This is a genomic window from Escherichia sp. MOD1-EC5189, from assembly GCF_002966045.1.
Taxonomy (GTDB): Bacteria; Pseudomonadota; Gammaproteobacteria; order Enterobacterales; family Enterobacteriaceae; genus Escherichia; species Escherichia coli_F.
Genome location: NZ_PTRX01000003.1, coordinates 220,257 through 238,402, shown reverse-complemented (window position 1 = coordinate 238,402; position 18,146 = coordinate 220,257). Strand labels below are relative to the sequence as shown.

Genomic DNA, 18,146 nt, shown 5'->3' with positions numbered 1-18,146 from the left:
TGCAGCCACGCGAAATTCTTATCGGCATTGAAGATAACAAACCGCAGGCGATTTCCATGCTGCGCGCGGTGCTGGCGGACTCTCACGATATTTCTCTGCGGGTGATTCCAACCAAATATCCTTCTGGCGGTGCTAAACAATTAACCTACATTCTGACCGGGAAGCAGGTTCCACATGGCGGGCGTTCATCCGATATCGGCGTATTAATGCAAAACGTCGGCACTGCTTATGCAGTGAAACGTGCCGTTATTGATGGCGAGCCGATTACCGAGCGTGTCGTGACCCTGACTGGCGAAGCAATCGCACGCCCGGGCAACGTCTGGGCACGGCTGGGTACGCCAGTGCGTCATTTATTGAATGATGCCGGATTCTGCCCCTCTGCCGATCAAATGGTGATTATGGGCGGCCCGCTAATGGGCTTTACCTTGCCATGGCTGGATGTCCCGGTCGTAAAGATTACCAACTGTCTGTTGGCTCCCTCTGCCAATGAACTTGGCGAACCACAGGAAGAACAAAGTTGCATCCGTTGTAGCGCCTGTGCTGACGCCTGCCCTGCGGATCTTTTACCGCAACAGCTGTACTGGTTCAGCAAAGGTCAGCAACACGATAAAGCCACCACGCATAACATTGCCGACTGCATTGAATGTGGGGCTTGCGCGTGGGTTTGCCCGAGCAATATCCCCCTGGTGCAATATTTCCGTCAGGAAAAAGCTGAAATTGCGGCTATTCGTCAGGAAGAAAAGCGCGCCGCAGAAGCCAAAGCGCGTTTCGAAGCGCGCCAGGCTCGTCTGGAGCGCGAAAAAGCGGCTCGCCTTGAACGACATAAGAGCGCAGCCGTTCAACCTGCAGCCAAAGATAAAGATGCGATTGCTGCCGCTCTGGCGCGGGTGAAAGAGAAACAGGCCCAGGCTACACAGCCTATTGTGATTAAAGCGGGCGAACGCCCGGATAACAGCGCAATTATTGCAGCACGGGAAGCCCGTAAAGCGCAAGCCAGAGCGAAACAGGCAGAACTGCAGCAAACTAACGACGCAGCAACCGTTGCTGATCCACGTAAAACCGCAGTTGAAGCCGCTATCGCCCGCGCCAAAGCGCGCAAGCTGGAACAGCAACAGGCTAATGCGGAACCAGAAGAACGGGTCGATCCGCGAAAAGCCGCCGTCGAAGCCGCTATTGCCCGTGCCAAAGCACGCAAGCTGGAACAGCAACAGGCTAACGCAGAGCCAGAACAACAGGTCGATCCGCGCAAAGCCGCCGTCGAAGCCGCTATTGCCCGTGCCAAAGCACGCAAGCTGGAACAGCAACAGGCTAATGCGGAACCAGAACAACAGGTCGATCCGCGCAAAGCTGCCGTAGAAGCCGCTATTGCCCGTGCCAAAGCGCGCAAACTGGAACAGCAACAGGCTAATGCGGAGCCAGAAGAACAGGTTGATCCGCGCAAAGCTGCCGTCGAAGCGGCTATTGCCCGCGCCAAAGCACGCAAGCTGGAACAGCAACAGGCTAATGCGGTACCAGAAGAACAGGTTGATCCGCGCAAAGCGGCAGTTGCCGCGGCTATTGCCCGCGTTCAGGCCAAAAAAGCCGCCCAGCAAAAGGTTGTAAACGAGGACTAAATGGTATTCAGAATAGCTAGCTCCCCTTATACCCATAACCAGCGCCAAACATCGCGCATTATGCTGTTGGTGTTGCTCGCAGCCGTGCCAGGAATCGCAGCGCAACTGTGGTTTTTTGGTTGGGGTACTCTCGTTCAGATCCTGTTGGCGTCGGTCAGTGCTCTGTTAGCCGAAGCTCTCGTACTCAAACTACGCAAGCAATCAGTAGCCGCAACGTTGAAAGATAACTCAGCATTGCTGACAGGCTTATTGCTGGCGGTAAGTATTCCCCCCCTCGCGCCATGGTGGATGGTCGTACTGGGTACGGTGTTTGCGGTGATCATCGCTAAACAGTTGTATGGCGGTCTGGGGCAAAACCCGTTTAATCCGGCAATGATTGGTTATGTGGTCTTACTGATCTCCTTCCCGGTGCAGATGACCAGCTGGTTACCGCCGCATGAAATTGCGGTCAACATCCCTGGTTTTATCGACGCCATACAGGTTATTTTCAGCGGACATACCGCCAGTGGTGGTGATATGAACACGCTACGCTTAGGTATTGATGGCATTAGTCAGGCGACACCGCTGGATACATTTAAAACCTCTGTCCGTGCCGGTCATTCGCTTGAACAGATTATGCAATATCCGATCTACAGCGGTATGCTGGCGGGCGTTGGTTGGCAATGGGTAAATCTCGCCTGGCTGGCTGGCGGCGTATGGTTGCTGTGGCAGAAAGCGATTCGCTGGCATATTCCCCTCAGCTTCTTAGTAACGCTGGCGTTATGCGCAACGTTGGGCTGGTTGTTCTCACCAGAAACACTGGCAGCACCGCAAATTCATCTGCTGTCTGGAGCGACCATGCTCGGCGCATTCTTTATTTTGACTGACCCGGTTACCGCTTCTACGACCAATCGTGGTCGTCTTATTTTCGGCGCGCTGGCGGGCTTATTAGTCTGGTTGATCCGCAGTTTCGGCGGCTATCCTGACGGCGTGGCTTTTGCCGTCCTGCTGGCGAACATCACGGTTCCTCTGATCGATTACTACACGCGTCCGCGCGTCTACGGCCATCGCAAAGGGTAAACCATGCTGAAAACTATCCGAAAACACGGCATTACACTGGCACTATTTGCAGCGGGTTCAACAGGGTTAACTGCGGCCATCAACCAGATGACCAAAACGACGATTGCTGAACAGGCCAGTCTGCAACAAAAGGCGTTATTTGATCAGGTGCTGCCAGCCGAACGCTATAACAATGCGCTGGCACAGAGTTGCTATCTGGTAACTGCGCCAGAGTTAGGTAAAGGTGAGCATCGGGTTTACATCGCCAAACAGGATGACAAACCGGTAGCCGCCGTTCTGGAAACAACCGCGCCAGATGGCTATTCTGGTGCGATTCAGCTGCTGGTGGGAGCCGATTTTAACGGCACGGTACTTGGCACGCGCGTGACAGAGCACCACGAAACGCCAGGGCTTGGCGATAAAATCGAACTGCGCCTTTCTGACTGGATCACCCATTTTGCGGGTAAAAAAATCAGTGGTGCGGATGATGCGCACTGGGCGGTGAAGAAAGATGGTGGTGATTTCGACCAGTTCACCGGCGCTACGATTACTCCCCGCGCGGTGGTTAATGCGGTAAAACGCGCCGGATTGTACGCTCAGACGTTACCGTCACAACTTTCTCAACTTCCTGCCTGTGGAGAATAAAGCGTGAGCGAAATTAAAGACGTTATTGTTCAGGGGTTGTGGAAAAACAACTCTGCGCTGGTCCAGCTGCTCGGCCTCTGTCCGCTATTGGCGGTCACGTCCACTGCCACTAACGCTCTGGGTTTAGGACTTGCGACTACGCTGGTACTGACGCTGACCAACTTGACCATTTCGACGCTGCGTCACTGGACGCCAGCCGAGATCCGCATTCCCATTTACGTGATGATCATCGCCTCGGTGGTCAGCGCTGTACAGATGCTGATCAACGCCTACGCCTTTGGTCTGTATCAATCGTTAGGGATTTTTATTCCGCTGATTGTCACTAACTGTATTGTTGTGGGGCGCGCTGAAGCCTTCGCTGCTAAAAAAGGTCCGGCACTTTCGGCACTGGATGGTTTTTCGATTGGTATGGGCGCAACCTGTGCCATGTTCGTGCTGGGTTCACTACGCGAAATTATCGGCAATGGCACGTTGTTTGACGGTGCAGATGCGCTGTTAGGTAGCTGGGCCAAAGTATTACGCGTGGAGATTTTCCACACCGACTCCCCTTTCCTGCTGGCAATGCTGCCACCAGGTGCATTTATTGGCCTGGGACTGATGCTGGCAGGAAAATACCTGATTGATGAAAGAATGAAAAAGCGCCGTGCTGAAGCAGCTGCCGAAGGTGCATTGCCAAACGGTGAAACAGGGAATGTCTGATGAACAAAGCAAAACGCCTGGAGATCCTCACTCGCCTGCGTGAGAACAATCCTCATCCCACAACTGAGCTTAATTTCAGTTCGCCTTTTGAATTGCTGATTGCCGTACTGCTTTCCGCTCAGGCGACCGATGTCAGTGTTAATAAGGCGACGGCGAAACTCTACCCGGTGGCTAATACACCTGCAGCGATGCTTGAACTGGGCGTCGAAGGGGTGAAAACCTATATCAAAACCATTGGGCTTTATAACAGCAAAGCAGAAAATATCATCAAAACCTGCCGTATCTTACTGGAACAGCATAATGGCGAGGTTCCGGAAGATCGTGCTGCGCTTGAAGCCCTGCCTGGTGTAGGTCGTAAAACAGCCAACGTCGTATTAAACACTGCATTCGGCTGGCCGACTATTGCTGTCGACACGCACATTTTCCGCGTTTGTAATCGTACTCAATTTGCGCCGGGGAAAAACGTCGAACAGGTAGAAGAAAAGCTACTGAAAGTGGTTCCGGCAGAGTTTAAAGTCGACTGCCACCATTGGTTGATCCTGCACGGGCGTTATACCTGTATTGCCCGCAAGCCTCGCTGTGGCTCTTGTATTATTGAAGATCTTTGTGAATACAAAGAGAAAGTTGACATCTGAAGAAAAGGGGTAACACCGATTACCCCATTAATAACCTTTCTTTATCCTCTTTTAAAACATCTTTTTAACGTCAATGATGCCATTGCTTAGCGTTATCATCAGGTAATCCGTTTGCGGATAACCAAAAATGCAGGTTAATTGTTTTTTTAATAGCGAAATTTTCTATTCATTCGTGATCAAGATCACGATGCTGTGGCAATGTAAAAACATTGCAAGAACTAGGTTAAAATCATTTAAATTTACACACGCAACAAATATTGACCTACAAAACATTACACTGGCTATTTTTCAGAAACTGGACTATCTCACTAGGAAAAACGCTAAATAGCAGAACATATCGCCGTTAAGCCATCATCCCCCTCTCAGGGTAGTGAAAAAATCTGCCGTTACGTTTTTTGAAAAATTTAACGCTGGATAACATTTCCCGGAATGGTTGAATTCCCCGCCTCAGTTATATGTAACAGATTATTACAAAGGACTTGTCTGAAAGTGCAAGATAGTGAACATTACCTGCCGTTTCCCCTCCCACTATAACAATTGCGCGTATGTTTTTTAGGCATAACGCGAGAAAGCACCCCCGTTAATATGGGATGTAAAAAAAGAGGTAAAAGTGTCCACTGCAAACCAAAAACCAACTGAAAGCGTCAGTTTGAACGCTTTCAAACAACCGAAGGCGTTCTATCTCATCTTCTCGATTGAGTTATGGGAACGTTTTGGTTATTACGGCCTACAAGGAATTATGGCTGTTTACCTGGTTAAACAACTGGGTATGTCTGAAGCGGATTCAATCACCCTTTTCTCTTCCTTTAGTGCCCTGGTTTATGGTCTGGTCGCTATCGGCGGCTGGTTAGGTGACAAGGTACTGGGTACTAAACGCGTAATTATGCTTGGCGCTATTGTGCTGGCGATTGGTTATGCTCTGGTTGCCTGGTCTGGTCACGACGCCGGTATCGTTTATATGGGTATGGCGGCTATTGCGGTCGGTAACGGCCTGTTTAAAGCTAACCCGTCTTCTCTGCTTTCTACATGCTATGAGAAAAACGACCCGCGTCTGGACGGTGCATTCACCATGTACTACATGTCCGTCAACATCGGCTCTTTCTTCTCTATGATCGCCACCCCGTGGCTGGCCGCGAAATACGGCTGGAGTGTTGCGTTTGCGTTGAGCGTTGTAGGCCTGCTGATCACTATCGTTAACTTCGCCTTCTGCCAACGCTGGGTTAAACAGTACGGTTCAAAACCAGACTTCGAGCCTATCAACTACCGTAACCTGCTGCTGACCATTATTGGTGTTGTGGCACTGATCGCTATCGCCACCTGGCTGCTGCACAATCAGGAAGTTGCGCGTATGGCGCTGGGCGTTGTTGCCTTTGGTATCGTCGTTATCTTCGGTAAAGAAGCCTTCGCGATGAAAGGTGCTGCGCGTCGTAAAATGATCGTTGCCTTCATCCTGATGCTCGAAGCCATTATCTTCTTCGTGCTGTACAGCCAGATGCCAACGTCACTGAACTTCTTTGCGATTCGTAACGTTGAACACACCATTCTGGGCCTGGCCGTAGAACCTGAGCAGTATCAGGCACTGAACCCGTTCTGGATCATCATTGGTAGCCCGATTCTGGCCGCTATCTATAACAAGATGGGCGATACCCTGCCGATGCCAACTAAGTTTGCAATCGGTATGGTGATGTGTTCTGGTGCGTTCCTGATTCTGCCGCTAGGTGCAAAATTCGCGTCTGACGCAGGTATCGTGTCTGTAAGCTGGCTGGTCGCAAGCTATGGCCTGCAGAGTATCGGGGAACTTATGATCTCTGGTCTGGGTCTGGCAATGGTTGCTCAACTCGTTCCGCAGCGTCTGATGGGCTTCATTATGGGTAGCTGGTTCCTGACCACTGCCGGTGCAAACCTGATTGGTGGTTATGTTGCGGGTATGATGGCTGTGCCGGATAACGTTACCGATCCACTGATGTCACTGGAAGTCTATGGTCGCGTATTCTTGCAGATTGGTGTCGCTACTGCCGTTATTGCAGTACTGATGCTGCTGACCGCGCCGAAACTGCACCGCATGACGCAGGATGACGCTGCAGACAAAGCGGCGAAAGCTGCTGTAGCGTAAAATTCAGGGAAACTCTTTTACAAGCCGCTAACTTTTCGTTAGCGGCTTTTTTTTTGTTCAGCAACGCACTACCATACTTTAAACCACAGACAAAAGGAGTTACCGATGAAATTGTTCTACAAACCGGGCGCCTGCTCTCTCGCTTCCCATATCACCCTGCGTGAGAGCGGAAAGGATTTTACGCTCGTCAGTGTGGATTTAATGAAAAAACGTCTCGAAAACGGTGACGATTACTTTGCCGTTAACCCTAAGGGACAGGTGCCTGCATTGCTGCTGGACGATGGTACTTTGCTGACGGAAGGCGTAGCAATTATGCAGTATCTTGCCGACAGCGTCCCCGACCGCCAGTTGCTGGCACCGGTAAACAGTATTTCCCGCTATAAAACCATCGAATGGCTGAATTACATCGCCACCGAGCTGCATAAAGGTTTCACGCCTCTGTTTCGCCCTGATACACCGGAAGAGTACAAACCGACAGTTCGCGCGCAGCTGGAGAAGAAGCTGCAATATGTGAACGATGCACTGAAGGATGAGCACTGGATCTGCGGGCAACGATTTACAATTGCTGATGCCTATCTGTTTACGGTTCTGCGCTGGGCATACGCGGTAAAACTGAATCTGGAAGGGTTAAAGCACATCGCGGCATTTATGCAACGTATGGCTGAACGTCCGGAAGTACAAGACGCGCTGTCAGCGGAAGGCTTAAAGTAATAGCCATCGGCCCACAGGCTGTTGTGGGCCGAAATGAGATATTTCAGAGCTTTGTTGCGCTGAAATAATGTTCTGGTTTGGCAATACGATCCTGAGCAGCAACCACTTGCAGCTCATATTCCTGCATTGCTTTGGTGGTCACCATGATTTCGTATACTGCAGCGGTCACATGTTCCAGGGCCTCCTGCAGCGTTGCCCCCTGAAGCAGTTTCACCAGCAGTAAACCGCTCGTCACATCACCGACACCTACCGGTTGGCGCATACCAAAATCCACCAGCGGACGGCTGATATGCCAGGCTTCATCGGCGGTAACCAGCAGCATTTCAAAACGGTCACGGCTGTAGCCAGCCCGCGCCAGGTGTTTAACCAACACAATTTGTGGCCCTTGCGCAATGAGTTCACGCGCTGCCAGAACCGCTTCTTCGACGTTATTTACCGGATGCTCACAGAGTATCTCCAGCTCAACCAGATTCGGCGCAATGATATCGCTGGCAGGCAAACCGTGACGCACATGAAACTCTGCGACACCCGGTGCAACGATGCAGCCTTTTTCCGGATGACCCATTACCGGATCGCAAAAATATTTCGCCTGCGGATTCGCTGCTTTCACCTGACGAACGATACCGAGGATATGTTCACCCTGCTCCGCCGAACCCAGATAGCCACTTAATACGGCATCACAGGTGTGTAATTTATCAATGGCGGCAATGCCTTGCACAATTTCGGTTAAATGGCTGGGCGGCATCACGCAGCCAGTCCATTTGCCGTATTGAGTGTGATTAGAAAATTGAACGGTGTTCAGCGGCCAGACATTCGCGCCCAGGCGGCGCATCGGAAACTCTGCCGCACTGTTACCCGCATGACCATAAACAACGTGAGACTGGATAGCGAGAATATTTTTCATCATGTTCCCTGTATAAAAACCAGGGGGAGTGATTTCTCACTCCCCCTTTCCACTTAATGCATTATTTCCAGCAAATCAGACAGTAATTCTTTTTGCCGCGACGCAGTAAGGTAAAACGACCAAACAGACGATCTTCTTCTTTAAAGAAGTATTCAGGATCGGACTGTTTTTCACCGTTAATGGTGATGGCATTGGAGGCGATAGTTTTACGCGCCTGACCACGGGAAGGTTGCAGTTCGGAATCGACCAGCGCCTGCATCAGGTCTGCACCTTTTTCCATCTCAACCATCGGTACGCCGTCCTGCGCCAGCTGTTCGAAGTCCGCTTCACTCAGCGCACTCAAGGAACCACTGAACAGACATTCGGTAATACGTTTTGCTGCCTGCAAACCTTCTTCACCGTGAACCAGACGTGTCACCTGTTCCGCCAGTACATACTGGGCGCGCGGTGCTTTACCACTGTTTTTATCTTCTTCTTCCAGCGCGTTGATCTCTTCAATGCTCATAAAGGTGAAGAACTTCAGGAAGCGGTAAACGTCGGCATCCGCAGTGTTGATCCAGAACTGGTAGAATTTGTACGGACTGGTTTTCTTCGGATCTAACCAGACTGCGCCGCCTTCAGTTTTACCAAATTTGGTGCCGTCTGCTTTGGTGATCAGCGGAACGGTCAGGCCAAACACCTGATTCTGATGCAGACGACGGGTCAGGTCGATACCAGAAGTGATGTTACCCCACTGGTCAGAACCACCAATTTGCAGCACCACACCGTACTGTTTGTTCAGACAGGCAAAGTCATAACCCTGCAACAGGTTGTAGGAAAACTCAGTGAACGAAATCCCCTGATCTTCACGGTTGAGACGCTGCTTAACCGCTTCTTTGTTGATCATCTGGTTAACGGAGAAGTGTTTGCCAATATCGCGCAGGAAGGTCAGCACATTCATATTGCCGAACCAGTCATAGTTGTTCGCCGCGATAGCAGAGTTTTCTCCACAGTCGAAATCGAGGAACGGGGCAACCTGCTTGCGGATTTTGTCCACCCATTCCTGAACAGTTTCTTCGGTGTTCAGCTTACGCTCAGCAGCTTTGAAGCTCGGGTCGCCAATCAGACCCGTCGCGCCGCCTACCAGCGCAACCGGCTTGTGGCCCGCCTGCTGGAAGCGTTTCAGGCATAACAATGGAACAAGATGCCCCAAATGCAAGCTGTCAGCGGTAGGATCGAAGCCGCAATAGAGCGCGATCGGGCCTTGCGCCAGTCGCTCTGCTAACGCTTCCTCGTCCGTCACCTGGGCTACCAGCCCCCGCTCTTGCAATTGTTTAATCAAGTTACTGCTTGCCATCAAAATCTCCATGTATATAACGACTGCACCTTTGCCGGTACACGACTTTTCGCCAGATGCGAAAGAGACATAGAATAAAGTGCCAGAATCAGGAGTACCAGCGATTAAAGCAAGATTTTTGCATCTTTTCAGGGGGCAAGACGATCAATCTTCCACGCATCATTTTCACGCTGGTACAAAAAGCGGTCATGCAGGCGATGCTCACCGCCCTGCCAGAACTCAATCTGTTCAAGGCTGACGCGAAAACCGCCCCAAAAACTCGGCAATGGCACTTCGCCCTGTTGAAACTTCTGCTTCAGCTCCAGGAATTTACTTTCAAGGATACCGCGGGCAGAAATGCGACTGGACTGCTTCGAAACCCATGCACCAATCTGGCTATCACGTGGGCGACTATGAAAATATTTCATCACTTCGAGAGTCGAAAGTCGTTCCGCTTTACCGATCACCATCACCTGGCGCTCAAGGGTATGCCACGGGAACAGCAGGCTAACGCGCGGATTATTTTCGATTTGATGTGCTTTACGGCTGCCGAGGTTGGTGTAAAACACCATGCCTTTTTCGTCGTAATGTTTGAGTAAAACGATGCGCTGATAAGGCTGACCATGTTCATCCACGGTAGCGACCACCATCGCGGTAGGGTCCGCCAGTTTGGCTTCACACGCCTGAGAGAGCCAGCGCTCAAAAAGGGTTAATGGATCGGCGGGAAGATCGCGGCGGCGTAATCCGCCTTTGGTGTATTCACGGCGCAGATGCGCGATTTGCTGCAATTCGTCGTTATCAGACATGGTTTTCTTTACGGATTGTCAGTGGGTGACGCTATTGTGCGCCGCCCCTGGAAAAATCTCAACGCTGTGGATTTTGTAACTGACAGTTATTCAAGACGATGCGGTCGCGTTTATAGACAGTCGCTTCCTCGCCTTTCGACCAGAAAACATAGATCCCGTCGGTGTAACGTGCACCAGACGCAGAAATGCCCTGTTTGAGATGCAGTAGTTGATTATCGTAAACAAAACTGACTTCCTGGCGCGGATTATTCAGTTTGACCGTCAACGGTTTTTCATCACACTGGTATTCCAGCGTATCGGTTTGCATGCGCTCAACCAGTTGATTGAACGCGCTACAGCCGGTGAGAAGGACCGGCAAACAGATCAGTAACAGTTTTTTCATAGACATATCCCGAAGACTTTCCTGGTCTGGAGGGCAATACGCCCTCCCTAACGTTCCAAGTGTAACGGCAGACGCGGTAAGAAAAATTCAGTTAACTCTGATATCACGGGTTAGCGGGGAAAATAGCCCCGAGTACCGTCTCCTGGCTTGCGCCAGTGACGGAAGGCAGATTTCCTGGTAATCCCGCCAGCGTCCGCCAGGCAAGCCAGGCGAAAGCCAATGCTTCCATGTCATCGCCACTAATGCCAACGGCATCGGTGGTGGTGACTTCTATGCCTGGCAGTAATGCCGCCAGACGCGCCATGAGTAGCGGATTACGACTTCCTCCACCACATACCATCAATCGTTCGCAGCCACCGCTCAACAAAACTTGTTCAGAAATGGTCACGGCGGTGAGTTCTGCCAGTGTCGCCTGTACATCACGGGGATCAACACCCGGAAAATGGCGCAAATGGCGCTCCAGCCAGCCGTAGTTAAAGTATTCGCGTCCGGTGCTTTTCGGTGCAGGTTGCGAGAAATACGGGTCGCTGAGCATATTTTGCAGCAGTGGGAGAATGACTTTACCCGCCCGTGCCCACTCGGCATCTTTATCGTAAGGTTTACCTGCCTGACGCCAGATCCAGGCATCCATCAGCATGTTACCAGGGCCGGTATCGTAGCCCCCTACCGGCTGCCCAGGAATGAGCAGTGACAGATTGGCGATGCCACCAATATTGAGCACCATTCGTCGCTCGGTTGGATGAGCCAGCAGCGCATGATGGAACGCAGGTACCAGCGGTGCGCCTTGTCCTCCCAAGGCAATATCGCGACGGCGAAAATCACCGACAACCGTAATTCCGGTGCGTGCCACAATTTGATTGTTATCGCCAATCTGTAAAGTGTGTGGTGCCACGCCCGTCGGTTCATGCCAGACGGTTTGGCCGTGACAGCCGATCGCAACGATATCTTTCGCCTGCAGGTTTTGTTCCTTAAGCAAGGCATTGACCGCATCAGCAAAAAGTCGCCCGAGTTGAGTATCAAGCTGTCCAAACTGCGAAAGTGTAAGCTGCTGGCCCTGGCAAATATCCAGTACAGCCTGTTTCAGAGACACCGGGATCGGCCAGCTCAAACTTGCCAGCTGTGCGACCCGATGTTCATCAATTGTCGCCAACACAACATCAACACCATCAAGGCTGGTGCCTGACATAACGCCAATAAAGCGGCCCGATTTCATAGTTCATCCTTTTTCAATCTGACGTTTGCGCACCACTCAAACATAAACTTTTCGTGAATACTATGCGGAATGACCGATTTTTACCGTTGGTAGTAAAACATTATCTTCAAATCAATAATCATCATGAATGTTTTGTTTATAATTGGTTGATCCTACTTTCATTATGATTTGCTCATATTTGGTAGAACATGTAACCATGGATTCACATATGCCATATACTTTGACCATGAGGGATGCTTGCGTGGCGTTTCATGGTGAACAGGAGATTTTTCAATGATTAAACGCGTATTGGTTGTTTCAATGGTAGGTCTGTCTCTTGTCGGTTGTGTTAATAACGACACCCTGTCAGGGGATGTTTATACCGCTTCTGAAGCGAAACAAGTACAGAATGTCAGCTATGGCACCATCGTTAACGTACGTCCGGTACAGATTCAGGGCGGTGATGATTCCAACGTTATCGGCGCAATTGGCGGTGCTGTTCTTGGTGGTTTCCTGGGGAATACTGTTGGTGGCGGAACCGGGCGTTCTCTGGCTACTGCTGCAGGCGCTGTTGCAGGTGGCGTAGCCGGTCAGGGCGTACAGAGTGCAATGAACAAAACGCAGGGTGTCGAGCTGGAAATTCGTAAAGACGATGGTAATACCATCATGGTGGTACAGAAACAAGGCAACACTCGTTTCTCTCCGGGCCAACGTGTCGTACTGGCCAGCAATGGCAGTCAGGTGACCGTTTCCCCGCGCTAAATAAGTTTGCGTGTGGTCAGGTTACTGACCACACGCCCCCTTTATTTCACCCTTTGGCCTGTAACTCAATGATATTATGCTCAAGTTTTGCGATGAGCTTAATCAGTTGTTCCAGTTCCTCTGCGGAGATGCCATGTAAAATTTCCGCGCGGGTTTTGTTAATAACAGCTTCCATTTCGCTGATCAGCGGCTCTGCCTTTTCCGTCAGTTTAATACGTTTAGCCCGACGATCGCTGGCACAAGTTTGACGCGAAATTAACCCTTTTTCTTCCAGTTGGTCCAGAGTACGGACCAGTGATGGCTGCTCGATGCCAATCGCTTTTGCCAGTTGAATTTGCGACTGGTCTGGAGGTAACTGATGGATATTGTGTAACGTAACCCAATGGGTTTGTGTTAACTCCAGCGGTTTCAGGCGATGGTCTATCAGAGCACGCCATATGCGCACCAACCGTGCCAGATCAGAACCTAGTGGCGATTCCAATTTCATCTCCTTATAATTAGCTTGCTAAGATATTATGCGGCTTTTAGAATAGTGTGCAGCAATTGTATTGCTAAAACAAATGTATTGCTGCATTTGGTTACCGTCAGACATATTTTTCAGAAATTGCGCGTAAATTTTTCGCACTTAAAGAATATTTATTAATCTAACGCAATATATTCGGTCGTAAAGGAATCTACTTTGTGAAGTTTATGCTCAATGCAACAGGATTGCCCTTACAAGATCTGGTGTTCGGTGCGTCCGTCTACTTTCCTCCGTTTTTCAAAGCCTTCGCGTTTGGATTCGTCATCTGGCTTGTCGTACACCGCCTGCTTCGTGGCTGGATCTACGCCGGTGACATCTGGCATCCCTTGTTAATGGATTTATCGCTGTTTGCGATTTGCGTTTGCCTTGCCCTGGCAATACTGATTGCGTGGTAACTATGTCAATTAAAACAATTAAGTATTTCTCAACAATCATTGTAGCGGTAGTTGCGGTTCTTGCCGGATGGTGGCTGTGGAATTATTACATGCAATCTCCGTGGACACGCGACGGGAAAATACGCGCAGAACAGGTTTCTATCACCCCTCAGGTGTCGGGACGTATTGTTGAGCTGAATATAAAAGACAACCAGCTGGTTAACGCGGGGGATCTTCTGCTCACGATCGATAAAACGCCCTTTCAGATCGCCGAGCTGAACGCACAGGCTCAGCTGGCGAAAGCGCAATCTGACCTCGCAAAAGCCAATAACGAAGCGAATCGTCGTCGTCATCTCTCACAAAATTTTATTTCTGCCGAAGAACTCGATACCGCTAACCTCAATGTTAAAGCGATGCAGGCCAGTGTTGATGCCGCACAGGCGACGTTGAAACAGGCACAATGGCAACTGGCGCAAACGGAAATTCGCGCCCCGGTGAGCGGATGGGTGACTAATCTTACTACCCGCATCGGCGATTACGCTGACACCGGGAAACCGCTGTTTGCTCTTGTCGATAGCCACTCGTTTTACGTCATTGGTTATTTTGAAGAAACCAAGTTGCGCCATATCCGCGAAGGTGCACCAGCACAAATTACCCTCTATAGTGATAACAAAACGTTACAGGGTCACGTTTCCAGTATCGGTCGGGCGATTTATGATCAGAGCGTTGAAAGTGACTCAAGCCTTATTCCGGATGTGAAACCTAACGTCCCCTGGGTTCGCCTCGCCCAACGTGTTCCGGTCCGCTTTGCGCTGGATAAAGTCCCAGGCGATGTCACGCTGGTGTCGGGCACCACCTGTAGCATTGCCGTAGGTGAATAATGAACGCATCGTCATGGTCCTTGCGCAATTTGCCCTGGTTCAGGGCAACGCTGGCGCAATGGCGTTATGCGTTACGTAATACCCTTGCCATGTGTCTGGCGCTGACAGTTGCCTATTATTTAAATCTCGATGAGCCCTATTGGGCGATGACCTCGGCAGCGGTGGTTAGCTTCCCCACCGTTGGCGGTGTGATCAGCAAAAGCCTCGGACGCATCGCGGGTAGTTTGCTGGGAGCCATCGCAGCACTGATTCTTGCCGGACATACGCTCAACGAACCTTGGTTTTTTCTATTGAGTATGTCGGCGTGGCTTGGCTTTTGTACCTGGGCCTGTGCGCACTTCACGAATAACGTCGCCTATGCATTTCAACTGGCGGGCTATACGGCTGCCATCATCGCCTTTCCGATGGTTAATATTACTGAGGCCAGCCAGCTGTGGGATATCGCTCAGGCGCGCGTTTGCGAGGTGATAGTCGGTATTTTGTGCGGCGGCATGATGATGATGATCCTGCCGAGCAGTTCCGATGCTACGGCCCTTTTAACCGCATTGAAAAACATGCATGCCCGATTACTGGAACATGCCAGTTTGCTCTGGCAACCTGAAACAACCGATGCCATTCGTGCAGCACATGAAGGGGTGATTGGGCAGATACTGACCATGAATTTGCTCCGTATCCAGGCTTTCTGGAGCCACTATCGTTTTCGCCAGCAAAACGCGCGCCTTAATGCGCTGCTCCACCAGCAATTACGTATGACCAGCGTCATTTCCAGCCTGCGACGTATGTTGCTCAACTGGCCCTCACCGCCAGGTGCCACACGAGAAATTCTCGACCAGTTGCTGACCGCGCTCGCCAGTTCGCAAACAGATTTTTACACCGTCGCACGTATTATTGCCCCGCTACGCCCGACCAACGTCGCCGACTACCGGCACGTCGCCTTCTGGCAGCGACTACGCTATTTTTGCCATCTTTATCTGCAAAGCAGTCAGGAATTACATCGTCTGCAAAGCGGCGTAGATGATCATGCCAAACTCCCACGGACATCCGGCCTGGCACGTCATACCGATAACGCCGAAGCTATGTGGAGCGGACTACGAACATTTTGTACATTGATGATAATTGGCGCATGGAGTATCGCTTCACAATGGGATGCCGGTGCCAATGCATTAACGCTGGCCGCAATTAGCTGCGTACTCTACTCCGCCGTCGCGGCACCGTTTAAGTCCTTGTCACTGCTAATGCGCACGCTAGTGTTACTTTCGCTATTTAGCTTTGTGGTCAAATTTGGCCTGATGGTTCAGATTAGCGATCTGTGGCAATTTTTACTGTTTCTCTTCCCACTACTGGCGACAATGCAGCTTCTTAAATTGCAGATGCCCAAATTTGCCGCGCTTTGGGGACAACTGATTGTATTTATGGGGTCGTTTATCGCTGTCACTAATCCTCCGGTGTATGATTTCGCTGATTTTCTTAATGATAATCTGGCAAAAATTGTTGGCGTAGCGCTGGCGTGGCTAGCGTTCGCCATTCTGCGACCTGGGTCTGACGCTCGTAAAAGCCGTCGTCATATTCGCGCACTGCGCCGGGATTTTGTCGATCAGCTAAGCCGCCATCCAACACTGAGTGAAAGCGATTTTGAATCACTCACTTATCATCACGTCAGTCAGTTAAGTAACAGCCAGGATGCGCTGGCTCGCCGTTGGTTATTACGCTGGGGGGTGGTGTTGTTGAACTGTTCTCATGTTGTCTGGCAATTGCGCGAATGGGAATCGCGTTCCGATCCGTTATCGCGAGTACGGGATAACTGTATTTCATTGTTACGTGGAGTGATGAGTGAGCGTGGCGTTCAGCAAAAATCACTGGCGGCCACACTTGCAGAATTACAGCGGATTTGCGACAGCCTTGCCCGTCATCATCAACCTGCCGCCCAGGAGCTGGCGGCAATTGTCTGGCGGCTGTACTGCTCGCTTTCGCAACTTGAGCAAGCTCCGCCGCAAGGTACGCTGGCCTCTTAATTACTTAATTACACCGCAGGCATAGCGTTCACCGCCACCGCCCAGCGGTTTAGGTTGATCGGACATATTATCGCCACCAACGTGGATCATCAGCGCTTTATCTTTGACTTGATCCAGTGATTTCAGACGAGGCGCGATGACGGCATCGGTTGCTTTGCCGTCATTATTGACAACCAGCGCAGGCAGATCGCCTAAGTGCCCAGCACCTTCTGGCCCTTCATGTTTACCGGTATTTTGTGGATCAAGATGCCCGCCTGCGGATTCCGCCGCTGTGGCTTTGCCATCTTTGGTAGCTGGCTGGCAGCTTCCTTTGGCATGAATATGGAAGCCATGTTCACCGGGGGGTAATGCTTTCAGATCGGGCGAAAACTCCAGACCTTTATCGGTTTCAGTAATGGTGACGCTACCAATTGACTGCCCAACCCCTTGCGACGTGACGAGGTTCATCTCGACTTTTTCACTGGCAGCTTGCGCGCCGGTAGCAACAACCAGCGCCAGAATAGCCAGACTAAAACGTTTCATAGGACCTCCGTTCATTGTGCATTCCTGAATAAGTGTAAACCAGTGACACATTTTTGAACGGCGGCTATTCCTAAAAGTGCTTACGGTACGTCGTAACCCAGTGCCGCTTTACGGATACGGAACCATTGTTGGCGAGTCATTTTCAGGGTTTCTGCTTCAACAGCTGCTCGCACGCGCTCAATTTTACCGGAGCCGATTATCGGCAGCGGCTGCGACGGTAAACGTAAAACCCAGGCGTAAACCACCTGTTCAATAGAGCCCGCGTTTAACTCCTCCGCCACCACAGCCAGTTCATCACGCAGAGGCTGGAAATAATCATCATTAAACAGACGACCACCACCAAGGCAAGACCACGCCATCGGACGAACACGCAGTTGTTGCAGTTGGTCGAGCGTGCCATCCAGCAGTAACGGCTGATGCACCGGGGATATTTCCACCTGATTAGTGGCAAGGGTAAACGGCAGGCGTGATTGCAACAGCGCAAATTGCGCAGGCGTAAAGTTCGATACGCCAAAATGGCGAACTTTGCCGCTCTGATGCAGGTGTTTAAACGCGTCCGCCACTTCATCGGCATCCATTAACGGGTCCGGGCGGTGGATCAACAGCAGATCCAGATGATCGGTCGCGAGATTAATCAGCGACTGTTCGGCGCTCTTAATGATGTGATCGCGGTCAGTAATATAATGACCAATGACGTTTTCTTCACGCGCGGTCGTCGCGATACCGCATTTGCTGACAATTTCCATCCGTTCACGCAGATGAGGTGCCAGTTTCAGCGCCTCGCCAAACGCCGCTTCGCACTGATAGCCGCCATAAATATCAGCGTGGTCCACGGTAGTTACGCCGAGATCCAGATGCTCTTCAATAAAGCTGACCAGCTGGCGGGCGGACATATTCCAGTCCATCAATCGCCAGTAGCCCATCACAAAACGGGAAAACTCCGGGCCTTGCGGCGCAATAGTAATACGCTGAACCATAATCGCTTCCTCTTATCAGATATGAGAGGAGTATACGCAAGA

The 18,146-nt window shown here is 50.9% G+C and carries 19 protein-coding genes; 11 read left to right on the top strand and 8 right to left on the bottom strand.

From position 1 onward, the window contains the following. From rsxC to gstA, 7 genes are all read left to right on the top strand, one after another. Positions 1-1,613 (top strand): electron transport complex subunit RsxC (rsxC, locus tag ATB02_RS04170; protein ID WP_105271121.1); only part of this gene is annotated, 1,613 nt, incomplete at its 5' end. Next, complete coding sequence (gene rsxD, locus ATB02_RS04165) at positions 1,614-2,672, top strand: electron transport complex subunit RsxD (protein WP_105271120.1); 1,059 nt, start codon at positions 1,614-1,616, stop codon at positions 2,670-2,672. It abuts the gene before it with no gap. A gap of 3 nt (positions 2,673-2,675) precedes the next feature. Beyond that, positions 2,676-3,296, top strand: a complete 621-nt coding sequence (gene rsxG, locus ATB02_RS04160) for an electron transport complex subunit RsxG (protein ID WP_000920799.1) — start codon at positions 2,676-2,678, stop codon at positions 3,294-3,296. A 3-nt stretch (positions 3,297-3,299) separates the two neighbouring features. Beyond that, positions 3,300-3,995 carry an electron transport complex subunit RsxE gene (gene rsxE / locus ATB02_RS04155; protein WP_032303119.1) on the top strand — a complete coding sequence of 232 codons (696 nt, stop codon included), beginning with the start codon at positions 3,300-3,302 and terminating at the stop codon, positions 3,993-3,995. Continuing rightward, entirely contained in the window at positions 3,995-4,630 is a 636-nt protein-coding gene (nth, locus tag ATB02_RS04150; protein WP_001030339.1) for an endonuclease III, read from the top strand. Before rsxE ends, nth begins: the two co-directional genes overlap by 1 nt. 610 nt (positions 4,631-5,240) lie before the next feature. After that, positions 5,241-6,743, top strand: a complete 1,503-nt coding sequence (dtpA, locus tag ATB02_RS04140; RefSeq protein WP_000100942.1) for a dipeptide/tripeptide permease DtpA — start codon at positions 5,241-5,243, stop codon at positions 6,741-6,743. A gap of 105 nt (positions 6,744-6,848) precedes the next feature. Next, positions 6,849-7,454, top strand: coding sequence for a glutathione transferase GstA (gene gstA, locus ATB02_RS04135; RefSeq protein ID WP_105271119.1), 606 nt, complete (start codon positions 6,849-6,851; stop codon positions 7,452-7,454). A 43-nt stretch (positions 7,455-7,497) separates the two neighbouring features. Here the strand turns inward: gstA and pdxY are convergent, their stop codons facing one another. The 5 genes from pdxY to anmK all read right to left on the bottom strand — a co-directional run bounded on the left by pdxY (position 7,498) and on the right by anmK (position 12,074). After that, positions 7,498-8,358, bottom strand: coding sequence for a pyridoxal kinase PdxY (gene pdxY, locus ATB02_RS04130; RefSeq protein WP_001302086.1), 861 nt, complete (start codon positions 8,356-8,358; stop codon positions 7,498-7,500). A 61-nt stretch (positions 8,359-8,419) separates the two neighbouring features. Beyond that, positions 8,420-9,694: a tyrosine--tRNA ligase gene (gene tyrS / locus ATB02_RS04125; RefSeq protein WP_001295400.1), complete on the bottom strand. Its 1,275-nt coding sequence runs from the start codon at positions 9,692-9,694 to the stop codon at positions 8,420-8,422. Positions 9,695-9,822: 128 nt separating this feature from the next. Then, entirely contained in the window at positions 9,823-10,479 is a 657-nt protein-coding gene (pdxH, locus tag ATB02_RS04120; protein ID WP_001282319.1) for a pyridoxamine 5'-phosphate oxidase, read from the bottom strand. A 58-nt stretch (positions 10,480-10,537) separates the two neighbouring features. After that, positions 10,538-10,867, bottom strand: a complete 330-nt coding sequence (mliC, locus tag ATB02_RS04115; protein WP_000061974.1) for a C-type lysozyme inhibitor — start codon at positions 10,865-10,867, stop codon at positions 10,538-10,540. A gap of 97 nt (positions 10,868-10,964) precedes the next feature. Further along, positions 10,965-12,074 (bottom strand): anhydro-N-acetylmuramic acid kinase, encoded by a 1,110-nt coding sequence (gene anmK, locus ATB02_RS04110; RefSeq protein WP_105271118.1) that lies wholly within the window; start codon positions 12,072-12,074, stop codon positions 10,965-10,967. Positions 12,075-12,347: 273 nt separating this feature from the next. Here anmK and slyB point away from each other — a divergent pair, with 273 nt between their 5' ends. After that, positions 12,348-12,815 (top strand): outer membrane lipoprotein SlyB, encoded by a 468-nt coding sequence (gene slyB, locus ATB02_RS04105; RefSeq protein ID WP_000597196.1) that lies wholly within the window; start codon positions 12,348-12,350, stop codon positions 12,813-12,815. Positions 12,816-12,861: 46 nt separating this feature from the next. Here slyB and slyA read toward each other — a convergent pair whose 3' ends face one another. Further along, the gene (gene slyA, locus ATB02_RS04100) at positions 12,862-13,296 is read right to left on the bottom strand and encodes a transcriptional regulator SlyA (protein ID WP_000445640.1); all 435 of its coding nucleotides are present in this window, start codon (positions 13,294-13,296) and stop codon (positions 12,862-12,864) included. 200 nt (positions 13,297-13,496) lie between these two features. On the opposite strand from slyA, the gene ATB02_RS04095 reads away from it, so the two are divergent. From ATB02_RS04095 to ATB02_RS04085, 3 genes are read left to right on the top strand one after another with little or no spacing between them, the layout of a single operon-like run. After that, positions 13,497-13,733 (top strand): DUF1656 domain-containing protein, encoded by a 237-nt coding sequence (locus ATB02_RS04095; protein ID WP_000670998.1) that lies wholly within the window; start codon positions 13,497-13,499, stop codon positions 13,731-13,733. Positions 13,734-13,735: 2 nt separating this feature from the next. After that, complete coding sequence (locus ATB02_RS04090) at positions 13,736-14,593, top strand: efflux RND transporter periplasmic adaptor subunit (RefSeq protein ID WP_024212231.1); 858 nt, start codon at positions 13,736-13,738, stop codon at positions 14,591-14,593. Beyond that, positions 14,593-16,605 carry an FUSC family protein gene (locus ATB02_RS04085; RefSeq protein ID WP_105271117.1) on the top strand — a complete coding sequence of 671 codons (2,013 nt, stop codon included), beginning with the start codon at positions 14,593-14,595 and terminating at the stop codon, positions 16,603-16,605. Before ATB02_RS04090 ends, ATB02_RS04085 begins: the two co-directional genes overlap by 1 nt. On the opposite strand, the gene sodC is transcribed toward ATB02_RS04085, so the two are convergent. Further along, positions 16,606-17,127: a superoxide dismutase [Cu-Zn] SodC gene (sodC, locus tag ATB02_RS04080; protein ID WP_001353183.1), complete on the bottom strand. Its 522-nt coding sequence runs from the start codon at positions 17,125-17,127 to the stop codon at positions 16,606-16,608. An 80-nt stretch (positions 17,128-17,207) separates the two neighbouring features. Beyond that, entirely contained in the window at positions 17,208-18,104 is an 897-nt protein-coding gene (locus ATB02_RS04075) for an aldo/keto reductase (protein WP_000250656.1), read from the bottom strand. Between the last annotated feature and the right edge of the window lie 42 nt (positions 18,105-18,146).

Coding starts and splice junctions, on each gene's coding strand:
- rsxD (WP_105271120.1), top strand. CDS start 1,614: ATGGTATTCAGAATAGCTAGCTCCCCTTATACCCATAACCAGCGCCAA.
- rsxG (WP_000920799.1), top strand. CDS start 2,676: ATGCTGAAAACTATCCGAAAACACGGCATTACACTGGCACTATTTGCA.
- nth (WP_001030339.1), top strand. CDS start 3,995: ATGAACAAAGCAAAACGCCTGGAGATCCTCACTCGCCTGCGTGAGAAC.
- gstA (WP_105271119.1), top strand. CDS start 6,849: ATGAAATTGTTCTACAAACCGGGCGCCTGCTCTCTCGCTTCCCATATC.
- pdxY (WP_001302086.1), bottom strand. CDS start 8,358: ATGAAAAATATTCTCGCTATCCAGTCTCACGTTGTTTATGGTCATGCG.
- tyrS (WP_001295400.1), bottom strand. CDS start 9,694: ATGGCAAGCAGTAACTTGATTAAACAATTGCAAGAGCGGGGGCTGGTA.
- pdxH (WP_001282319.1), bottom strand. CDS start 10,479: ATGTCTGATAACGACGAATTGCAGCAAATCGCGCATCTGCGCCGTGAA.
- mliC (WP_000061974.1), bottom strand. CDS start 10,867: ATGTCTATGAAAAAACTGTTACTGATCTGTTTGCCGGTCCTTCTCACC.
- anmK (WP_105271118.1), bottom strand. CDS start 12,074: ATGAAATCGGGCCGCTTTATTGGCGTTATGTCAGGCACCAGCCTTGAT.
- slyB (WP_000597196.1), top strand. CDS start 12,348: ATGATTAAACGCGTATTGGTTGTTTCAATGGTAGGTCTGTCTCTTGTC.
- ATB02_RS04090 (WP_024212231.1), top strand. CDS start 13,736: ATGTCAATTAAAACAATTAAGTATTTCTCAACAATCATTGTAGCGGTA.
- ATB02_RS04085 (WP_105271117.1), top strand. CDS start 14,593: ATGAACGCATCGTCATGGTCCTTGCGCAATTTGCCCTGGTTCAGGGCA.
- sodC (WP_001353183.1), bottom strand. CDS start 17,127: ATGAAACGTTTTAGTCTGGCTATTCTGGCGCTGGTTGTTGCTACCGGC.
- ATB02_RS04075 (WP_000250656.1), bottom strand. CDS start 18,104: ATGGTTCAGCGTATTACTATTGCGCCGCAAGGCCCGGAGTTTTCCCGT.